The organism is Kocuria sp. CPCC 204721 (assembly GCF_040980945.1).
GTDB lineage: Bacteria > Actinomycetota > Actinomycetes > Actinomycetales > Micrococcaceae > Kocuria > Kocuria marina.
In genome coordinates this window covers 169,654-185,236 of record NZ_JAVKPO010000002.1, presented here as the reverse complement: position 1 = coordinate 185,236, position 15,583 = coordinate 169,654, and the positions used below count along the sequence as shown (strand labels likewise).

The 15,583-nt window shown below is 69.6% G+C and carries 11 protein-coding genes; 9 read left to right on the top strand and 2 right to left on the bottom strand.

Features of this window, described 5'->3' with window-relative positions; genetic code table 11:
- Positions 1-92: 92 nt before the first annotated feature.
- Together RF637_RS03470 and RF637_RS03465 are read right to left on the bottom strand one after the other, a co-directional pair.
- Positions 93-2,093, bottom strand: coding sequence for a S8 family serine peptidase (locus tag RF637_RS03470; RefSeq protein ID WP_368844158.1), 2,001 nt, complete (start codon positions 2,091-2,093; stop codon positions 93-95).
- A 196-nt stretch (positions 2,094-2,289) separates the two neighbouring features.
- Positions 2,290-2,550, bottom strand: a complete 261-nt coding sequence (locus RF637_RS03465; RefSeq protein WP_035962003.1) for a type B 50S ribosomal protein L31 — start codon at positions 2,548-2,550, stop codon at positions 2,290-2,292.
- Positions 2,551-2,700: 150 nt separating this feature from the next.
- Between RF637_RS03465 and RF637_RS03460 the strand changes: the two genes are divergently transcribed.
- The 9 genes from RF637_RS03460 to wecC all read left to right on the top strand — a co-directional run bounded on the left by RF637_RS03460 (position 2,701) and on the right by wecC (position 15,558).
- Complete coding sequence (locus RF637_RS03460; protein ID WP_368844157.1) at positions 2,701-4,731, top strand: hypothetical protein; 2,031 nt, start codon at positions 2,701-2,703, stop codon at positions 4,729-4,731.
- On the top strand, positions 4,732-5,796 hold the full coding sequence (locus RF637_RS03455) for a biotin/lipoate A/B protein ligase family protein (protein ID WP_368844156.1): 1,065 nt from the start codon (positions 4,732-4,734) through the stop codon (positions 5,794-5,796).
- A 143-nt stretch (positions 5,797-5,939) separates the two neighbouring features.
- The gene (locus tag RF637_RS03450; protein WP_368844209.1) at positions 5,940-6,962 is read left to right on the top strand and encodes an LCP family protein; all 1,023 of its coding nucleotides are present in this window, start codon (positions 5,940-5,942) and stop codon (positions 6,960-6,962) included.
- A 123-nt stretch (positions 6,963-7,085) separates the two neighbouring features.
- Complete coding sequence (locus RF637_RS03445; protein ID WP_368844155.1) at positions 7,086-8,501, top strand: glycosyltransferase family 4 protein; 1,416 nt, start codon at positions 7,086-7,088, stop codon at positions 8,499-8,501.
- A complete protein-coding gene (locus tag RF637_RS03440; RefSeq protein WP_368844154.1) occupies positions 8,498-10,453 on the top strand; it encodes a glycosyltransferase family 4 protein in 1,956 nt (651 codons plus the stop codon). Before RF637_RS03445 ends, RF637_RS03440 begins: the two co-directional genes overlap by 4 nt.
- On the top strand, positions 10,446-11,348 hold the full coding sequence (locus RF637_RS03435; RefSeq protein ID WP_368844153.1) for an ABC transporter permease: 903 nt from the start codon (positions 10,446-10,448) through the stop codon (positions 11,346-11,348). Before RF637_RS03440 ends, RF637_RS03435 begins: the two co-directional genes overlap by 8 nt.
- Positions 11,338-12,300 (top strand): ABC transporter ATP-binding protein, encoded by a 963-nt coding sequence (locus tag RF637_RS03430; protein ID WP_368844152.1) that lies wholly within the window; start codon positions 11,338-11,340, stop codon positions 12,298-12,300. The genes RF637_RS03435 and RF637_RS03430 overlap by 11 nt, the downstream gene beginning before the upstream one ends.
- Positions 12,297-14,222: a glycosyltransferase gene (locus RF637_RS03425; RefSeq protein ID WP_368844151.1), complete on the top strand. Its 1,926-nt coding sequence runs from the start codon at positions 12,297-12,299 to the stop codon at positions 14,220-14,222. Before RF637_RS03430 ends, RF637_RS03425 begins: the two co-directional genes overlap by 4 nt.
- A gap of 88 nt (positions 14,223-14,310) precedes the next feature.
- Positions 14,311-15,558, top strand: a complete 1,248-nt coding sequence (wecC, locus tag RF637_RS03420; protein WP_368844150.1) for a UDP-N-acetyl-D-mannosamine dehydrogenase — start codon at positions 14,311-14,313, stop codon at positions 15,556-15,558.
- The last annotated feature ends 25 nt before the right edge of the window (positions 15,559-15,583 follow it).

Sequence of the window (15,583 nt, the reverse complement as noted above, 5' to 3'; positions counted from 1 at the left end):
CCGGGAATGACCGCAGGGCGGTTCCCCGGGAAGGGAACCGCCCTGCGGCGTTGTCGATGTCCCTCACGAGGGAGGGGCGACCGGGGGAGGGGTCAGCGGGTGGTCCACACCCCGCGCTGGGGGGTCCAGTGGGCGGTCACGCCGTTGGAGAAGCGCTGGTGGACCACACCGTTGGAGGTGTACTCGTCCGTGGCGGGCCAGCCCCAGCCGCGTTCGAGTCCGGCGCGCTTCCAGGCCTTGCCGATGGCTCCGGTCTCCTTCACGGCGTGGGCGCCCGTGGAGGGGCTCCACAGCACCTTGGTCTGCGCGGAGCCCTTGCGGTGCACCTGGTAGGCGCCGCCGGAGATGCGGATCTCGTCGGTGCTGGGGTAGCCGTAGCCGCGCTCACGGCCGGCGGAGATGAACTTCTTGCCCACCAGGGTGGAGTTCTCCAGGATGTGGGCGCCGGTGGCCGAGCTCCAGTAGATGGTGGTCTTGCGACCGTTCTTGGAGAACTCCTGGTAGCGACCACCGTTGGCGGCGTTGGCCTCGTTCATCACGGGGTTGCCCCACTTGGCGGCGCCACCGGTGGCATGCCACTTGGAACCGATCCCACCCGCGGCGGTGTAGGACGCCTGGACGGTGGTGCGAGGCGTCACGGCGCGCACGGCGGCGGCGGGGTCCAGGTTGAGCGAACCCAGCGGGCCGCTCGCGGTGGAGGTCAGCAGCTGCTCGATCCGCGCAGGGGTGAGCCCGGGGTCCCGCTGCTTCATGAGCGCCACGGTGCCGGAGACCAGTGGGGTGGCCATCGAGGTCCCGTAGAGGTTGCCGTACGTAGGAGCACCCGGGACCGTGGTGCCGGAGTTGAACGTGGAGAGCATGGGGTTGGCGGCGGTCCCGCCCGGGGCCAGGATGTCCACGACCGCGCCGGTGTTGGAGTAGCCGGCGGTGTAGCCCGTGGTGTCCGAGGCGCCCACCACAATGGTGTTCGCGCAGTTGGCGGGAGCCGTGCCACCGGCGTTGACCGAGCTGTTGCCTGCGGCCACGACCACGGGGACCTTACGGCTGACCGCGGTGTTGATCGCGTTCTGCATCGTGGTGCCGCACTGGCCCGGGTAGTTCAGGGACAGGTTGATCACGGACGCGGGATTGCGGTTGGCCGGCTGTCCGGCCACGGGAGCACCCGCGGACCACGAGATGCCGTCCGCGATGTCCGAGACCCACCCGTTGGTGCACTTGCCGAGCACACGCACGGGGAGGATCTTGGCGCCGGGTGCCGCGCCGCTGATCCCCGCACCGTTGTGGGTCACACCGGCGGCGAGTCCGGCCACGTGGGTCCCGTGCCACGAGGAGTTGCGGGCTCCCGCGGAGCACTCGCCGGGAGCGCTCCAGTCGCCCTCGTCGCGGGGGTTGGCGTCACGCAGGTCGTAGTCGCGGGAGAGGTTCGTGTCGTTGATGAAGTCGCGTCCGGGCACCACCTTGGAGTCCAGGTCCCCGTGCGGGGTGATCCCGGTGTCCAACACGGCGATGGTCTGTCCGTTGCCGCGGGACATGTCCCACGCGGCGGGGAAGTTCACGCCGCCCTGCTGGGGGAGCAGGCTCCACTGGAACTGTGTGTAGGTGTCGTTGGGCACCCAGGACGCGGAGGCGAGCCTGTCCGCTTCCGCGTATTCGACGGCGGGGTTCGCCTCGATCTCGCGTACGAGGTCCTTCTGCTCGGACTCGTCCAACTCGCGGTCCAGTTTAATGACGTCCGCTCGCGCGGTGGTCTGCTTGACGTGTTCCTCGACCTCGGGGGTCTTGGTGTCACCCAGCGCCTGCTGGGCGGCGGTGTCCACGACCTTCTCCTTGGCGGCCTCCGGGGCCGCCGTGTCGCGGAACTTCACGATCACGCGATCGGATTCGGTGGGCGGATCGGAGGGCACCGTGGCGGCCGGGGCATCCGGGCCGGCGGCCGGGTTGGTGGGTGCGGCCACGGCGGGTTGTGCGGTCAGTGCCAATGCGGCGGTGACGGCGAGAGGCAGGACCGCGCGGCGCATCAGGGCGCCCATGGAACCAACCGACGGGGGAGTTGTGGCAGGGGGCAGGGGGGAGTGCAGGTGTGCAGAACTCATAGGTGGGGGAGACCTTTCGGTGGTCCCGGCACGAAAGAGGGGGGAGCACCGGAACCTGGGGGGATAGAGCCTCGACCATCCTAGGGGAGAGATCACATTTTGATGACGATTACATGTTTCATGTCGTCACGTGCCCGCGCACGACGACGCCCGGCCCACCGAAGGGTGGACCGGGCGTCGGGGGAGAAGTTCGGACTTACTTGCCGGACTTCCCGAAGTTCGCGAACCGCTGGTTGAAGCGCTCCACACGGCCGGCGGAGTCCATGATGCGCTGCTTGCCGGTGTAGAACGGGTGCGACTCGGAGGAGATCTCCACCTCGATGATGGGGTACTCGTTGCCGTCCTCCCACGTCTCCGTCTTGGAGGAGGTGGCGGTGGAACGGGTCAGCACGACCTTGCCGGACGCGAGATCGCGGAACAGGACCGGGTGGTAATCCGGGTGAATGTCAGCCTTCATGGTGTCAACCTTCTGTAGGTGCCTGGATTTTGCCAGGCACGGCGTTGCTCGGATGCGGCGCACCCGAACGTGGGCACACCAACGCACTATGATACGCCCGCAGCGGCGCACAGTCGATCCGGGCCTCGCGCATCCCGGTACGCTGGGCCCGTGAGGACCTCCCCCCGCCCTCCCGTCACCCCGGGGCGCACCGCACCGTCACCCAATCCGTCCCGTTCGTCGCAGGCCCCCGCGTGCTCCGGGCCGAGCGCATCGTCCCTCCCACACCGCAGGCTCCCGGTACGACGCCGCGCGCTCGCCATCCTGAGCACCGTCCTGTTGTGCGCGACCGCCTGCGCGGGACCGCAGCCCGACCCGCCCATGACGCGGGCACCCGAACCCACCGGACCGGTTCCCGGGGTGGCCCGTAATGCGCCATTGCATGCCGTGGACCCGGGTCTCGTGGCGGCCGCCCGGGACCTCCCCGAGACCTATCCGGGCAGCGCGCCCCGCGAGGACGATCCCACCGCACGGGTCACCCTGGGCCGGACGAGTCCCGGGGACGAGGACTACCGGCACGGTTCCGTGGGGTTGTCCTTGGAGTCCACGGACCTCGCGGACCCTCGGCTGGGGGAGCACAACGACGACCTCGTCTCGATCCTGCAGTCCCTCCATGAACCGACCCTGCGCTTCGGGGGCAATTCCACGGATCGGCGGTTCTTCTTCACCTCGAGCGACGAACCGATCCCTACGAACTGGCCGCTGGTCGAGGGCGAGAAGATCACGAAGGTCACCCCGGCGGACCTGGAACGCGTCGCGGCACTCGCGCACCGCACGGGCACGTCCGTGATCCTGAGCGCCAACCTGGCCCGCTACGACCCGGACCGGGCGGCAGATCTGGCGGCGCACGCGCGTGCGGCGTTCGGGGACCGGCTCGTGGGGCTGATGATCGGTAACGAGCCTAACGGGTTTCACCGGGGCTCGGACGATCCCCTCAACGTCAAGGGACCGGAGTGGAACCGGACGGTCTACGCTCGTCAACTCACCGCCTACGCCCGCGCGGTGCACCGGAAGGTTCCGCACCTGCGCATCGTGGCACCGGGGGCCTATTCCGATCCGTGGTGGGAAGTCGCCGCCGGGGCCCCGGGCACGGCTCCCTTCGCGCTCGCACTGCACCAATACCCACTCTCCGAGTGCGGGACGCGGTGGACCCGGCAGAAGCCCACGGTGACCAACGCGGTGGCCCCGCAGACCCGCGAGCGCGTGGACGCCCTGGTCTCCCGCGCCCGCTCCGTGGCGGACGAGCACCGGGTGCCGCTGTGGATCACCGAGACCTCGCTGTCCTCGTGCTCGGGCGGCAACCAGATCACCGGGACCCTGGCCGCCGCCGTCTACCAGGCCGACTACTCCGTGCGGGTCCAGGCGCTCGCCGCGGAACGGGTCACCGCACACTCGTCCCTGGGTCCGTGTCGCGGCGGCCCGCCCATGTCCCCGCTGTGCTCGGACGGCACCGTGGGCTCGCCCGGTGAGCGGTTCGGGCTGCGCGCCAACGGGCTCGCGCTCGCGTTGATCGCGAGCATCCCGCAGGGGACCATGACGCCCGCGCGCACCGGTTCCGAGGACCTCACGGCGTTCGCGGTGACCCACGCGGACGGGAGCACCTCGCTCGTGCTCTCCGACTTCCGGGACCCGGCCACCGCGGGCCCCCGCACCACCATGGTCACCACGCCCGGGCCGGTGCAACGCGTCACGCAGTCCCAGTTGCGCGGCGGCTCGTGGCGGGCCACCGCCCCGGCGGGCGACGCCGCGGACGCCCCGGGTTCCCCCGAGGGCCCCTCTGCGGGGGAGCGGGCGACGGACGCCGCCGCACCGGGGGCGGCGTCGTCGTACCCGGCGGACCCGCGCGTGGCGCTGAGCGTGGAGAACGCGCTGCGACCCACGGCCGACGGCGCCGTGAGCGTGGACGGCTACGGCCTGCCCATCACCCCGCCCGCCGACCGACCCGAGGTCGCTGGGGTGCGGTCGGGAGCGACGTCGTTCGCGGTCTCGCTGCCCCCCGGCACCACCACGGTGCTTACCATCGAGACAAAGCACGCCACGGCCCGGCCGAGCGCCACCGCATCACCCTCCGGGGACGGAACCCCCGCCCCGAAGGCCACATCGGGGACGCCCCGAGCCACCACACGCAGCGGAGGTCAGTGAATGAGCACGACGAGCGCGCACGGGGAGTACAAGGTCCCCGGCGGGAAACTGGTGGTCGCGGACTTCGACGTCACGGACGGACACCTGGAGAACGTGTCCGTCAACGGGGACTTCTTCCTGGAACCGGACGAGGCGCTCGCGGACATCAACGCGGCCCTGACCGGTCTGGCCGAGGACACCGCGCCGCAGGACATGATCGAGCGGATCGAGGCGGCCGTGCCGCGCGACGCCGTGTTGTTCGGCTTCGACGCGCGCGCCGTGGTGATCGCGGTGCGCCGAGCGCTGGCCCGGGCCACGAGCTGGTCCGATCACGCGTGGGAGGTGATCCCCGCGCAGGTGCGCCCCACCCTCGAGAACCTTGCGCTGGACGAGGTGCTCGCCAAGGAGGTGGGCGCGGGACACCGCAACCCCACGCTGCGGATCTGGGACTGGGACGAACCGGCGGTGGTGATCGGCTCGTTCCAGTCCGTGCGCAACGAGGTGGACCCGGAAGGGGCCGCGCGTCACGGGGTACAGGTGGTACGCCGGGTCTCCGGGGGCGGGGCCATGTTCATGGAGGCCGGCAACTGCATCACGTACTCGCTGTACGTGCCGCAGACCCTGGTGGACGGGATGAGCTTCGCGGATTCCTACCCGTTCCTGGACGCGTGGGTCATGCAGGGCTTCGCGGACCTGGGGGTCGAGGCGTTCTACGTACCGCTCAACGACATCGCCACACCCCAGGGCAAGATCGGGGGAGCGGCGCAGAAGCGCTTCGCCAACGGCGGGATGGTGCACCACGTGACCATGAGTTACGACATCGACGCCGAGAAGATGACGGACGTGCTGCGCATCGGCAAGGAGAAGCTCTCGGACAAGGGCACCCGCTCCGCGAAGAAGCGCGTGGACCCGCTGCGGCGCCAGACGGGGATGGCCCGCCAGGACGTGATCTCCGCCCTGACCCGCACGTTCACGCAACGCTACTCGGCCGGTGTTGGTAAGGTCTCAGACAGCGAACTCGCCGCCGCCCGGGAGCTGGTGGAGCACAAATTCGGGACCGAGGGATGGATTCACCGCGTGCCGTAGGTACTATGTGCGATAGCAATCAACGGCTCCGCTGACCGACGGCCCGCCCCCCGGGACGTGATCCCCAGCGTCGCCGTGGCGGCAGCGTTGTCCGGTGAGTGTCGCTCGATTCCGACCCCCCACCCACGGAGTGCCACGTGTCCATGAACCAGTTCGAGTTCGACGAAGAACAGTCCCGCCCGCGCGGAAAACACACCGGACGCAACATCCTGCTCACGGTGCTGGCCCTCCTGCTGGTCGTGGGCGTGGTCGCCGGTCTGTTCGTGTGGAACCTGGGTCGCAACTTCGACCGTGGGGCCTCGACCCTGGAATCGGCGTTCCCCGAGGAGTCGGCCCGCCCGGCCAAGGGCTCCGCCCAGGACGCCGGCACCACCGTGTTGCTCCTGGGTTCGGACAAGCGCCCCGACGGTGTGGATCCCAACGTCACCGGCTCCCGCGCGGACTCCATCATGCTGCTGCACATCCCCGAGGACGGGGGGCAGATGTACGTCATGTCCATCATGCGCGACACGTGGGTGGACATCCCCGGGGTGGGGGAGTCCAAGATCAACGCCGCCCTGGACCACGGCGGGATGCCGCTCATGGTCGAGACCATCGAGCAGAACTTCGGGACCCGCGTGGACGAGGTCGCGCTCGTGGACTTCGCGGGCTTCGAGGGCCTCACCAACGCCCTGGGCGGGGTGACGGTCGACGTCCCCGAGGCCTTCACTTCCCAGGACGGACACCGCTTCGAGGCCGGGCCCCAGGAGCTGAGCGGGGAACAGGCGCTCGCGTTCGTGCGGGAGCGCTATGCGTTCTCGGACGGTGACTACCAGCGGGTGCGCAATCAGCGCGCGTACCTGCAGGCCATGATCAACAAGCTCGTCAGCGCCGGCACCCTGACCAATCCGCTGAAACTCAACGAGGTGGTCAAGGAGATCTCCCCGTACCTGACCGTGAGCGACGGCCTCACCTCCGGGTGGATCGCCCAACAGGCCCCCAAGCTCGTGGGCCTGAGCAGCAGTGACATCCACATGTTCACGGTGCCCAACAACGGCGTGGGCACCTCCGCGGACGGCCAGTCGATCATCGTCGCGGACACCGACGCCATGCAACGGATCGGCAAGGCCATCTCCGACGGCACCCTGGACCAGTACGCCACGTCCCTGGACCAGCAAGGCCAGTAACCGCTCGACCACCCCCACCCATCCCGACTCGTGACCCCCCCCCGCGAGAGGCCCATGAACCGCACACAACCCCCTGCAACCGGTACCTCACCGGGTGACCAGCCTCCGTTGAGGGTGCTGCTCATGGCCAGTTCCTACTGGCCCGAGCACTCGCCGCCCCAGCGGCGGTGGTACTCGCTCGTGAGCCACCTGCGGGAGCGGGGATGGACCGTGTCCGTGGTGTGTCCCGTGGCGCACTACGGGGCGGGCCCGGACTACTCGACGCAGACGCGCGGGCGGGCGTGGCGGCGGCAGGCGGGGTTCCTGGGTGAACACATCTACCGGGTGCCCTACGTGTTCCTCGGGGACAATCGTGCCGGGAAGTTGCTGGACCAGCTCGTGAGCGCGGCCGCGTCCGTGGCGCGCGGGCTGTTCACGAGCCGCCAGAACATCGTGGTGGTCACGGCGCCGTCGTTACCGTTGCTGGCGTCCGCGTTGCTCGTGGCCCGCGTCAAGGGGATCCCCCTGGTCGTGGAGATGCGGGACGCGTGGCCCAACCTGGCCGAGGACGCCTCCCTGGTGCGCGGCGGGTCCAAGTCCGTGGTCAACCGCGCCGTGGTGTACGTGCAGAACCGCGCGGACCTGGTGGTCACGGTGACCCAGGGCTTCGCGCGCACCCTGCGCGAACGAGGGGTGCACAACGTGGTCACGGTGCGCAACGGCATCCTCCTGGAGCGCACGCCCCAGCTGCCCCCGCCCCCCGCAAGACGGCGGGGGCTACGGGTGTTGTACCTGGGCAACCACGGCGAGTCCCAGTCCCTGGACCGGCTCATCCGCGCCGCCCATCTGGCCGGGGACTCGGTCCGTCTCACACTCGTGGGTCACGGCAGTCGCAAGCCCGCACTGCAGCAGCTGGCGCACCGGCTCGGCGCCAACGTGGAGTTCCTGCCCCCGGAGTACCGCGAGCGCGTGTTCGAGCGCTACCGCGACGCGGATTCGGTCGTGATCTCCCTGCGTGACGACTGGAAGTCGTTCGAGGACACCATCCCCTCCAAGACCTACGAGGTGCTCGCCGTGGGCCGGCACATCACCGCGGTCGTTCGCGGCGAGGCCGCCCACGTGCTCACCGACGCGGGCGAGGGGGACATCGTGGCCTCCGATCCCGAGCAGATCGCCGCCCTGTGGCGCGCGCTCGAGGCCGACCGTTCGCGGCTGGTCCCCAGCGGGTCCGGCCGGGAATGGGTGCGGCACAACGCGGACTACGCGGACCTGTCCGTGCAGTACGACCAGCACCTGCGCGCCACCGTCCGCGAGTATTCCCGCGTGTGCGGTCAGGGCGTGCTGCCCCGCCTGGGCAGGGTGCTGCGTGCCGTCACGCGCGGCGTCGCGGGGGCGGGTTCGCGCGAGTCGCCGTTCACCGCCCGTACGGCCGACGGCGGCGCTGCGCAGGGTCGTCCCGCCGCCGAGGCGGATTCCGGCACCCCTGATACCGACCACGCCTCTCGACGCCAGGGCGTCGCGGACGCGAGCCGCGGGAGCGTCGAGCGGATGGCCTCATGAGCTCACGGCGCCGCGAACGGTCCCGTGAACTCGCGGTCAACTCGTGGCTCACGGCTCGCACGATCGGCCAGCACGTCACCGACGACCCCGTGGTCTTCTGGTTGCAGGTCTCCCGCCGGTTGCCGCGGCGCTGGGTCACCCCCGCGGCCCGCATCCTCTCACGGGTCCCCGGCCCGCGTTGTCTCGCCGCCCGGGCCACCGCCCTGCATGTCCTGGGGGACGACGACGCCGCTCGCGCCGCCCTCTCCCGCGCCCTCGCCTCCGCGGGGGACCCGGGTCACGAGCACCGGGAACATGCAGGGCCGGACCAGACGCGTCCGGGCCCGCCGCGGCCGAGAACGGCGCTGGGCGCCCTGGCGCGGGGGGGCAGGAACGGGGACACAGCGGCGTCGTTACGCGGCGGCGCGGAAGTGGCCCTGAGCATGGGGGACACCGGCCTCACCGCGAGCTTGCTCGCCGTACTCCCCGCCGACCATCCGGGAGCGGCTGCGACCCGCGCGCGCCTCGAGTGGTACCACGGCAACGTGGACCGCGCCGTGGAGGTGCTGGGCGACGCCGAGGCCCTCCGGCTGGCCACCCGCGGTGAACGAGCCCTCGCGCGCCGCCTGGCCGCCGAGCGGGACCTGCTGGGCGACTTCTTCCCGCGGCTGGAACCTGTCCGCGATTACCGGCCCAGGGACCGCACCGTGCTCTACGCCGTGACCAACTCCCTACCGCACACCGCGAGCGGCTACGCGCAGCGCTCGCACTCGTACCTCACCGCACTGCGGGACGAGGGGTGGGACGTCCACGCCATGACCCGCCCGGGGTACCCCGTGCAGGTGGGCAAGGTGCTCGCCCGCCACACAGACGTCGTGGACGGGATCCCGTACCACCGCGTGCTCCCGCGGCGGCTGTCCGCGACCGCCACGGGACGTGTGCAGCAACACGCGCACGCGCTGCTGGAGCTCGCGCTGCGCACGCGGCCCGCTGTCCTGCACACCACGAGCCACTATGTCAACGCGTTGGCCGTACACGCGGTGGCCCAGGCTTTGGGTATCCCGTGGGTCTACGAGGTTCGCGGACTCCTCGCGGACACGTGGGCCGCGACCCGTCCGCCGGAGGCCCTCACGTCCGAGCGCTACGAGCGCTTCCAGGCTCGCGAGGCGTGGGCCGTGACCACCGCGGACCGCACCGTGACGCTGGGCACCGAAATGGCCCGGCGACTCGAGGAGCTGCCTACACCGGCATCCGCCTCCGAAAACCCCCTGCGCGTGGACCTGGCCCCCAACGCCGTGGGCGGGGCCCTCGTGGAGAACGCACCGTCCCGACACGACGCCCGCGCCGCCCTGGGCCTCGCCCAGGAGACGTTTCTGATCGGCACCGTGACCTCCGTGGTGGACTACGAGGGCATTGATGACCTGTTGCGCGCCGCGGCCCAACTGCGCCCGCACGTACCGTCCCTGGCGGTGCTCGTGGTGGGGGACGGCGTGGCCCGCCCCACCCTGCAGCGGTTGGCCCGCGAGCTCGGTCTCGAGGACGTCGTGACCTTCACCGGCCGCGTGGACCGAGCCCTCGCACCGCAGTACACCGCGGCCCTGGACGTCTTTGTGATCCCGCGCAAGGACCGCTCCGTGACCCGCGCGGTGACCCCGCTGAAGCCGGTCGAGGCCATGGCTGCGCGCACCGCCGTGGTCGCAAGTGATCTGCCCGCCCTGCGCGAGAGCGTGCGCCACGACGAGACCGGGCTGCTTACACCGCCCGAGGACCCGGACACCCTTGCCGAGACACTGTTCGGCCTGGCCCGGGACCCCGAGCGCCGCGAACGCCTCGCGAACGCCGGACGGGACTGGGTGGTCGCACACAGGACGTGGCGGGTGATCGCCCAGCAGGCCTCCACGCGATATGGTGAATTGAATGAAGACGTCCCCCGGACGGCTACCCACCCCCCGAGGAGACCGACGCATGACTAGCAGCACCGCCCAGGTCAGCGGGGGACACGGGCAACCGGAGGACCGCACCGTCGAGACCTTCGACCCCACCGCGATGCACGCCGTGGGCGCCCGCCCGCCCCTGCGTAAGTACCTCCAGGACCTGTGGGGCTCCCGTCACTTCATCCTCTACGACGCCCGTGTCCGCCTGGCCGTGAGCCAGGACCACACCCTGCTGGGCAAGGTGTGGATCGTGCTCAACCCACTGCTACTGGGCTTTACGTTCTATGTGATCTTCGGACTGCTGCTGCGTACCGGACGCGGGATCGACAACTTCGTGGCGTTCATCGTGCTCGGTCTGACGATGTTCATGTACAGCTCTCGCTCCGTGGTCTCGGTCTCCCGCTCCATGACCTCCGCCAAGGCGCTCGTGCGTGGCTTCATGTTCCCGCGTGCCGCGCTCACGCTGTCCATCGTGGTGCGGGATGCCATGACCCAGCTCTACGCTCTCGCGGCGATCCTGGTGTTCCTGCTGATCGTCCCGCCCCTGGAGCCCATCTCGTGGACGTGGCTGTTGCTCATCCCGGTGTTCGTGCTGCAGACGATCTTTAACTGGGGTCTGGGCATGCTCCTGGCCCCGGCGGTGCACCGGATCCCGGACGTCTCCAACATCCTGTCCTTCGTCATGCGGCTGTGGATGTACGCCTCCGGGATCTTCTACGACCCCTCGCGCTTCGTGAGCGACGAGCGCGTCCTGGCCCTGTTCCACTTCAACCCCCTGTACCAGGTGCTCTACATCAGCCGCGATCTGGTGCTGCGCGCGCAGGTTCCCAGCTGGTCCTCGTGGGCCGTGTTGGTCACGGCATCCCTCGGGATCCTGACCATCGGGTTCCTGGTGTTCTGGCGCAACGAGGAGAGCTATGCGGATGAACGCTAGGCACGACGACGTCGGGTCGCACGCCCCGGGTGCGTCGGGCATGTCCGCGGAGCGCGCCAACGGCGCACCCGCCCCCGGCGACGGCGCTCCCACACCTGCGCGGCAACCCGGCGCCGGGCCCGCCGTGGTGATCGACCACGTGAGCATGATCTACAACGTCACGTCCACGGGCGGCGGGGACGAGGTCCCGGTCTCCGCGCCGGTGCGCTGGGCCCGACGCGCACTCGGGCGGCCCCCGATCGTGCAGAACCTGGCCGTCCACGACGTCACGCTCGCGGTGCACCAGGGCGAGTTCGTGGGCTTCATCGGGCGCAACGGTTCCGGGAAGTCCACGCTCATGAACATCGTGGCGGGGCAGATGAATCCCACGTCCGGGCGGGTCTATTCGGTGGACACCCCTGTGAAACTGGGGGTCAACGTCTCCCTGGTCCCGGCGCTGTCCGGGGAGAAGAACATCCGCCTGGGCTGCCTGGCGCAGGGCATGCACCCGCGTCGCGTGGATGAACTATTGCCCGAGCTCGTGGAGGTAGCTGCGCTAGGCAAAGCCATCCACTGGCCCATGAAGGCGTACTCCTCCGGGATGGCCGCGCGCTTGCGGTTCGCCGTGGCCACCGCCACAGACCCGCACATCCTCATCCTGGACGAGGCTCTGTCCACCGGGGACGCCCAGTTCCGCGAACGCGGGCAGGCCCGCATGGCCCAGATCCGCGAACAAGCCGGGTGTGTGCTGTTCGTGTCCCACTCGATGAACGAGGTACGGGAGATGTGCACCCGGGTGGTGTGGCTGGACCAGGGGGACACACTCATGGACGGGGACCCCGAGACCGTCACGGAGGAGTACGAGCAGTTCATGAAGCAGCTCGCCGCCGGCAACAACCTGGCCGCCCACAAACGTAAGTTCGAGCTGATGGATCGGCTCGTGCGCACCGAACTGCGGGAGGTGCACGCGTGAGTCCCCGCTCGCTGACCGGTGATCTGCGCACCCAGTTGTGGCACCTGCGCCACGGCGGGGTGTCCCAGTGGCGGACCTACCGGCGCCGGGCGGGACTGCCCGCGGGACCGTCCGCGAGCGCCGTCGTCACCGGAGCCGGCCGCGACGCCGCCTCCGCCGGGAACGACGGCGCGCAGCGCACGGTCTCGTTCACGGCGCAGGAGTGGCCCGAGCGCGAACCGGTGCGCGGGGACCTCACCGCCGCGGTGATCCTGGACGACTTCTCCTTGCGTGCCTTCCACTACGAGTGGCACCAGGTGGTGCTCACACGGCGGAACTGGCGCGCCGAACTGGCTGCGCAGCCCGTGGACCTGCTGTTCGTGGAGTCCGCGTGGCACGGCAACGCGGACGAGTGGCAGTACCAGCTCACCGGGACCTCGGGCGTGAAGGAGTCGATGCGCGAGCTCGTGGCCCACTGCCGCGAGCAGGGGATCCCCACGGTGTTCTGGAACAAGGAGGACCCGCCGCACTACGACGACTTCCTGGAGTGCGCGCGACTGTTTGACACCGTGTTCACCACGGACGTCAACAAGATTCCCGACTACCACCGGGACCTGGGCCACGACCGCGTGGGGGTACTGCCCTTCGCCGCGCAACCCGCCGTGCACAACCCCGCGCGGCCCCGGTACGGGTTCCACGAGCGGGACGTGGCCTTCGGGGGGATGTACTTCGCCCACAAGTTCCCCGAGCGGCGCGAGCAGATGGACGTGCTGCTCGGCGGCGCACATGATGCCTCGGCGAAACTTGACAGGGGGCTCGAGATCTTCTCCCGCTACCTGGGCCAGGACGAGCGCTACCAGTTCCCCGAGCCCCTGGACCAGCATGTGGTGGGCTCGCTGGGTTACGACCAGATGCTCACCGCCTACAAGGCGTACCGGGTCTTCCTCAACGTGAACTCGGTCGTGGATTCCCCGTCCATGTGCGCGCGGAGGATCTTCGAGATCACCGCGTGCGGCACCCCCGTGGTCTCCACACCGTCCGAGGCCGTGCGACGGTACTTCTCCCACGACCAACTGTCCGTTGTTGCGGACCGCGAGCACGCCGCGGACGTCATCCGTGCCCTCGTGCGCAGCCCGGAACTGGCAGATCGCATGGTCCACCGCGCGCAGCGCGAGATCTGGGCGCAGCACACCTACACGCACCGCGTGGAGACGATCGTGGAACGCGCCGTCCCGCAGCTCGCCGTCGCCCGCACCCGGCCCAGCATCACCGTGTTGCTGTGCACCAACCGCCCGCATCGACTCCCGGACGCCCTGCGCGGGATCGCGGCCCAGGTGGACGTGGAGCTGGACGTGGTGCTCGTGGCCCACGGCTTCGACCCGCGGGCGCGGGGCGTCCAGCGCGTCGTCGAGGACTGCGGGATCCAGCGCGTGACCACCGTGGCCGCGGACGCGTCCCTCACGCTGGGGGAGTGCCTCAACCTCGCGGTCGAGCACGCCACCGGGGACGTGCTGTCCAAGATGGACGACGACGACTACTACGCCCCGCGCTACCTCGCCGACCTCCTGGACGCCCTGCGCTATGCGAACGCGGACGTGGTGGGCAAGCAGGGGCACTACATGTACGTGGAGTCTCAGGACGCCACCCTGGTGCGCTTCCCACACCGCGAGCACCGATACACGGACTTCGTCATGGGGCCCACGATCACGGGCTACCGCGAGGTCTTCCGGCAGATCCCGTTCCAGCGGCGCAGCACGGGGGAGGACACGTCCTTCCTGGCCGCGGTGCGCGAAGCCGGCTACGTCATCTACTCGGCGGACCGCTTCAATTTCGTCCAGTTCCGCGGCTCGGACAGCCACACGTGGCAGGTGTCCGACGCCGCTGCGCTGGCCTCGGGACGTGTCGTCATGTTCGGGGACAGCACCCGTCATGTGACGATATGATCCTAAGGATTCTGCATGTTTACGTTGAAAATGAATGGAAGTTCCGGTCAATCGGAACGAACCAGCAAACGCGTGGTGAGGTGCGTCAATGAGTGAGCCGTTGGAAGTCGTGTTCGTGGGGCTGGGGTACATCGGGTTACCCACCGCCGTAGTCATGGCGAATCACGGGGTGCGGGTCCACGGCGTGGACGTGAACGCCTCCGCGGTGGAGCGGATCCAGCGCGGCGAGGTCACGATCGTGGAGCCGGGGCTCGAGGAGCAGCTCAAGAAGGCGATCGACAGCGGCCAGCTCACCGCGACGACCGAGATGCAGCACGGTGACGCGTTCGTGATTGCGGTGCCCACTCCGTTCAAGGAGAACTACGAGGGCGACCTGTCCTACATCCTCTCCGCCGCGGAATCCATCGCCCCGCAGCTGCGCGGGGACGAGACCGTGATCCTCGAATCCACCTCCCCGCCGCGCACCACCCAGACGCTCGCCCGTAAGATCATGGAGCTGCGGCCGGACCTGTCCCTGGACGGCGAGGACGGCAAGCCCGTGGTGTACTTCGCGTACTGCCCCGAGCGCATCCTGCCGGGCAAAGCACTCGAGGAACTGATCAGCAACGACCGCATCATCGGCGGCAGCACCCCCGAGGCCGCGCGCCGTGCCAAGGAGGTCTACGCGTCCTTCTGTCAGGGTGAACTGCTCGCCACGGACGACGTCACGGCGGAGATGTCCAAGCTCACGGAGAACTCGTTCCGGGACGTGAACATCGCGTTCGCCAACGAGCTGTCCTTGATCGCGGACAAGCTGGACATCGACGTATGGGAGCTCATCGAGCTGGCCAACCACCACCCGCGCGTGAACATCCTGCAGCCGGGCCCCGGCGTGGGCGGGCACTGCATCGCGGTGGACCCCTGGTTCATCGTGGCGGCGGACCGGGAGAACTCCAACCTGATCCGCACCGCCCGCGAGGTCAACGACGGGAAGCCGAAGTGGGTCATCTCCAAGGTGGAGGAAGCCTGCTCCCACGTGGAGTCCCCGGTGATCGCAGCCCTGGGCCTCGCGTTCAAGGCCAACATCGACGACCTGCGTGAATCCCCGGCCATGAACATCACCAAGGACCTGGCCGAGCACGTGAGCCACGCGACGGTCCTGGCCGTGGAGCCGAATGTCTCCGAGCTGCCGAAGGGTCTGCAAGGCCTGGCGAATGTGGAGTTCGCGGACTACCAGGACGCCATCGAGCGCGCGGACGTGATCCTGCTGCTCGTGGACCACGACGAGTTCAAGACCCTGCCCGCGACCGCCCTCAAGGGCAAGGCCGTGGTGGACACCAAGGGTCTGTGGCGTTGAGTTAGCTCACCCCGCTGTGCCCCCC

What these genes read in the sequence shown, in the direction of transcription:
- RF637_RS03435 (WP_368844153.1), top strand. Translation starts at nt 10,446, where the DNA reads ATGACTAGCAGCACCGCCCAGGTCAGCGGGGGACACGGGCAACCGGAG.
- RF637_RS03445 (WP_368844155.1), top strand. Translation starts at nt 7,086, where the DNA reads ATGGCCAGTTCCTACTGGCCCGAGCACTCGCCGCCCCAGCGGCGGTGG.
- RF637_RS03430 (WP_368844152.1), top strand. Translation starts at nt 11,338, where the DNA reads ATGAACGCTAGGCACGACGACGTCGGGTCGCACGCCCCGGGTGCGTCG.
- wecC (WP_368844150.1), top strand. Translation starts at nt 14,311, where the DNA reads ATGAGTGAGCCGTTGGAAGTCGTGTTCGTGGGGCTGGGGTACATCGGG.
- RF637_RS03450 (WP_368844209.1), top strand. Translation starts at nt 5,940, where the DNA reads ATGAACCAGTTCGAGTTCGACGAAGAACAGTCCCGCCCGCGCGGAAAA.
- RF637_RS03470 (WP_368844158.1), bottom strand. Translation starts at nt 2,093, where the DNA reads ATGAGTTCTGCACACCTGCACTCCCCCCTGCCCCCTGCCACAACTCCC.
- RF637_RS03465 (WP_035962003.1), bottom strand. Translation starts at nt 2,550, where the DNA reads ATGAAGGCTGACATTCACCCGGATTACCACCCGGTCCTGTTCCGCGAT.
- RF637_RS03440 (WP_368844154.1), top strand. Translation starts at nt 8,498, where the DNA reads ATGAGCTCACGGCGCCGCGAACGGTCCCGTGAACTCGCGGTCAACTCG.
- RF637_RS03455 (WP_368844156.1), top strand. Translation starts at nt 4,732, where the DNA reads ATGAGCACGACGAGCGCGCACGGGGAGTACAAGGTCCCCGGCGGGAAA.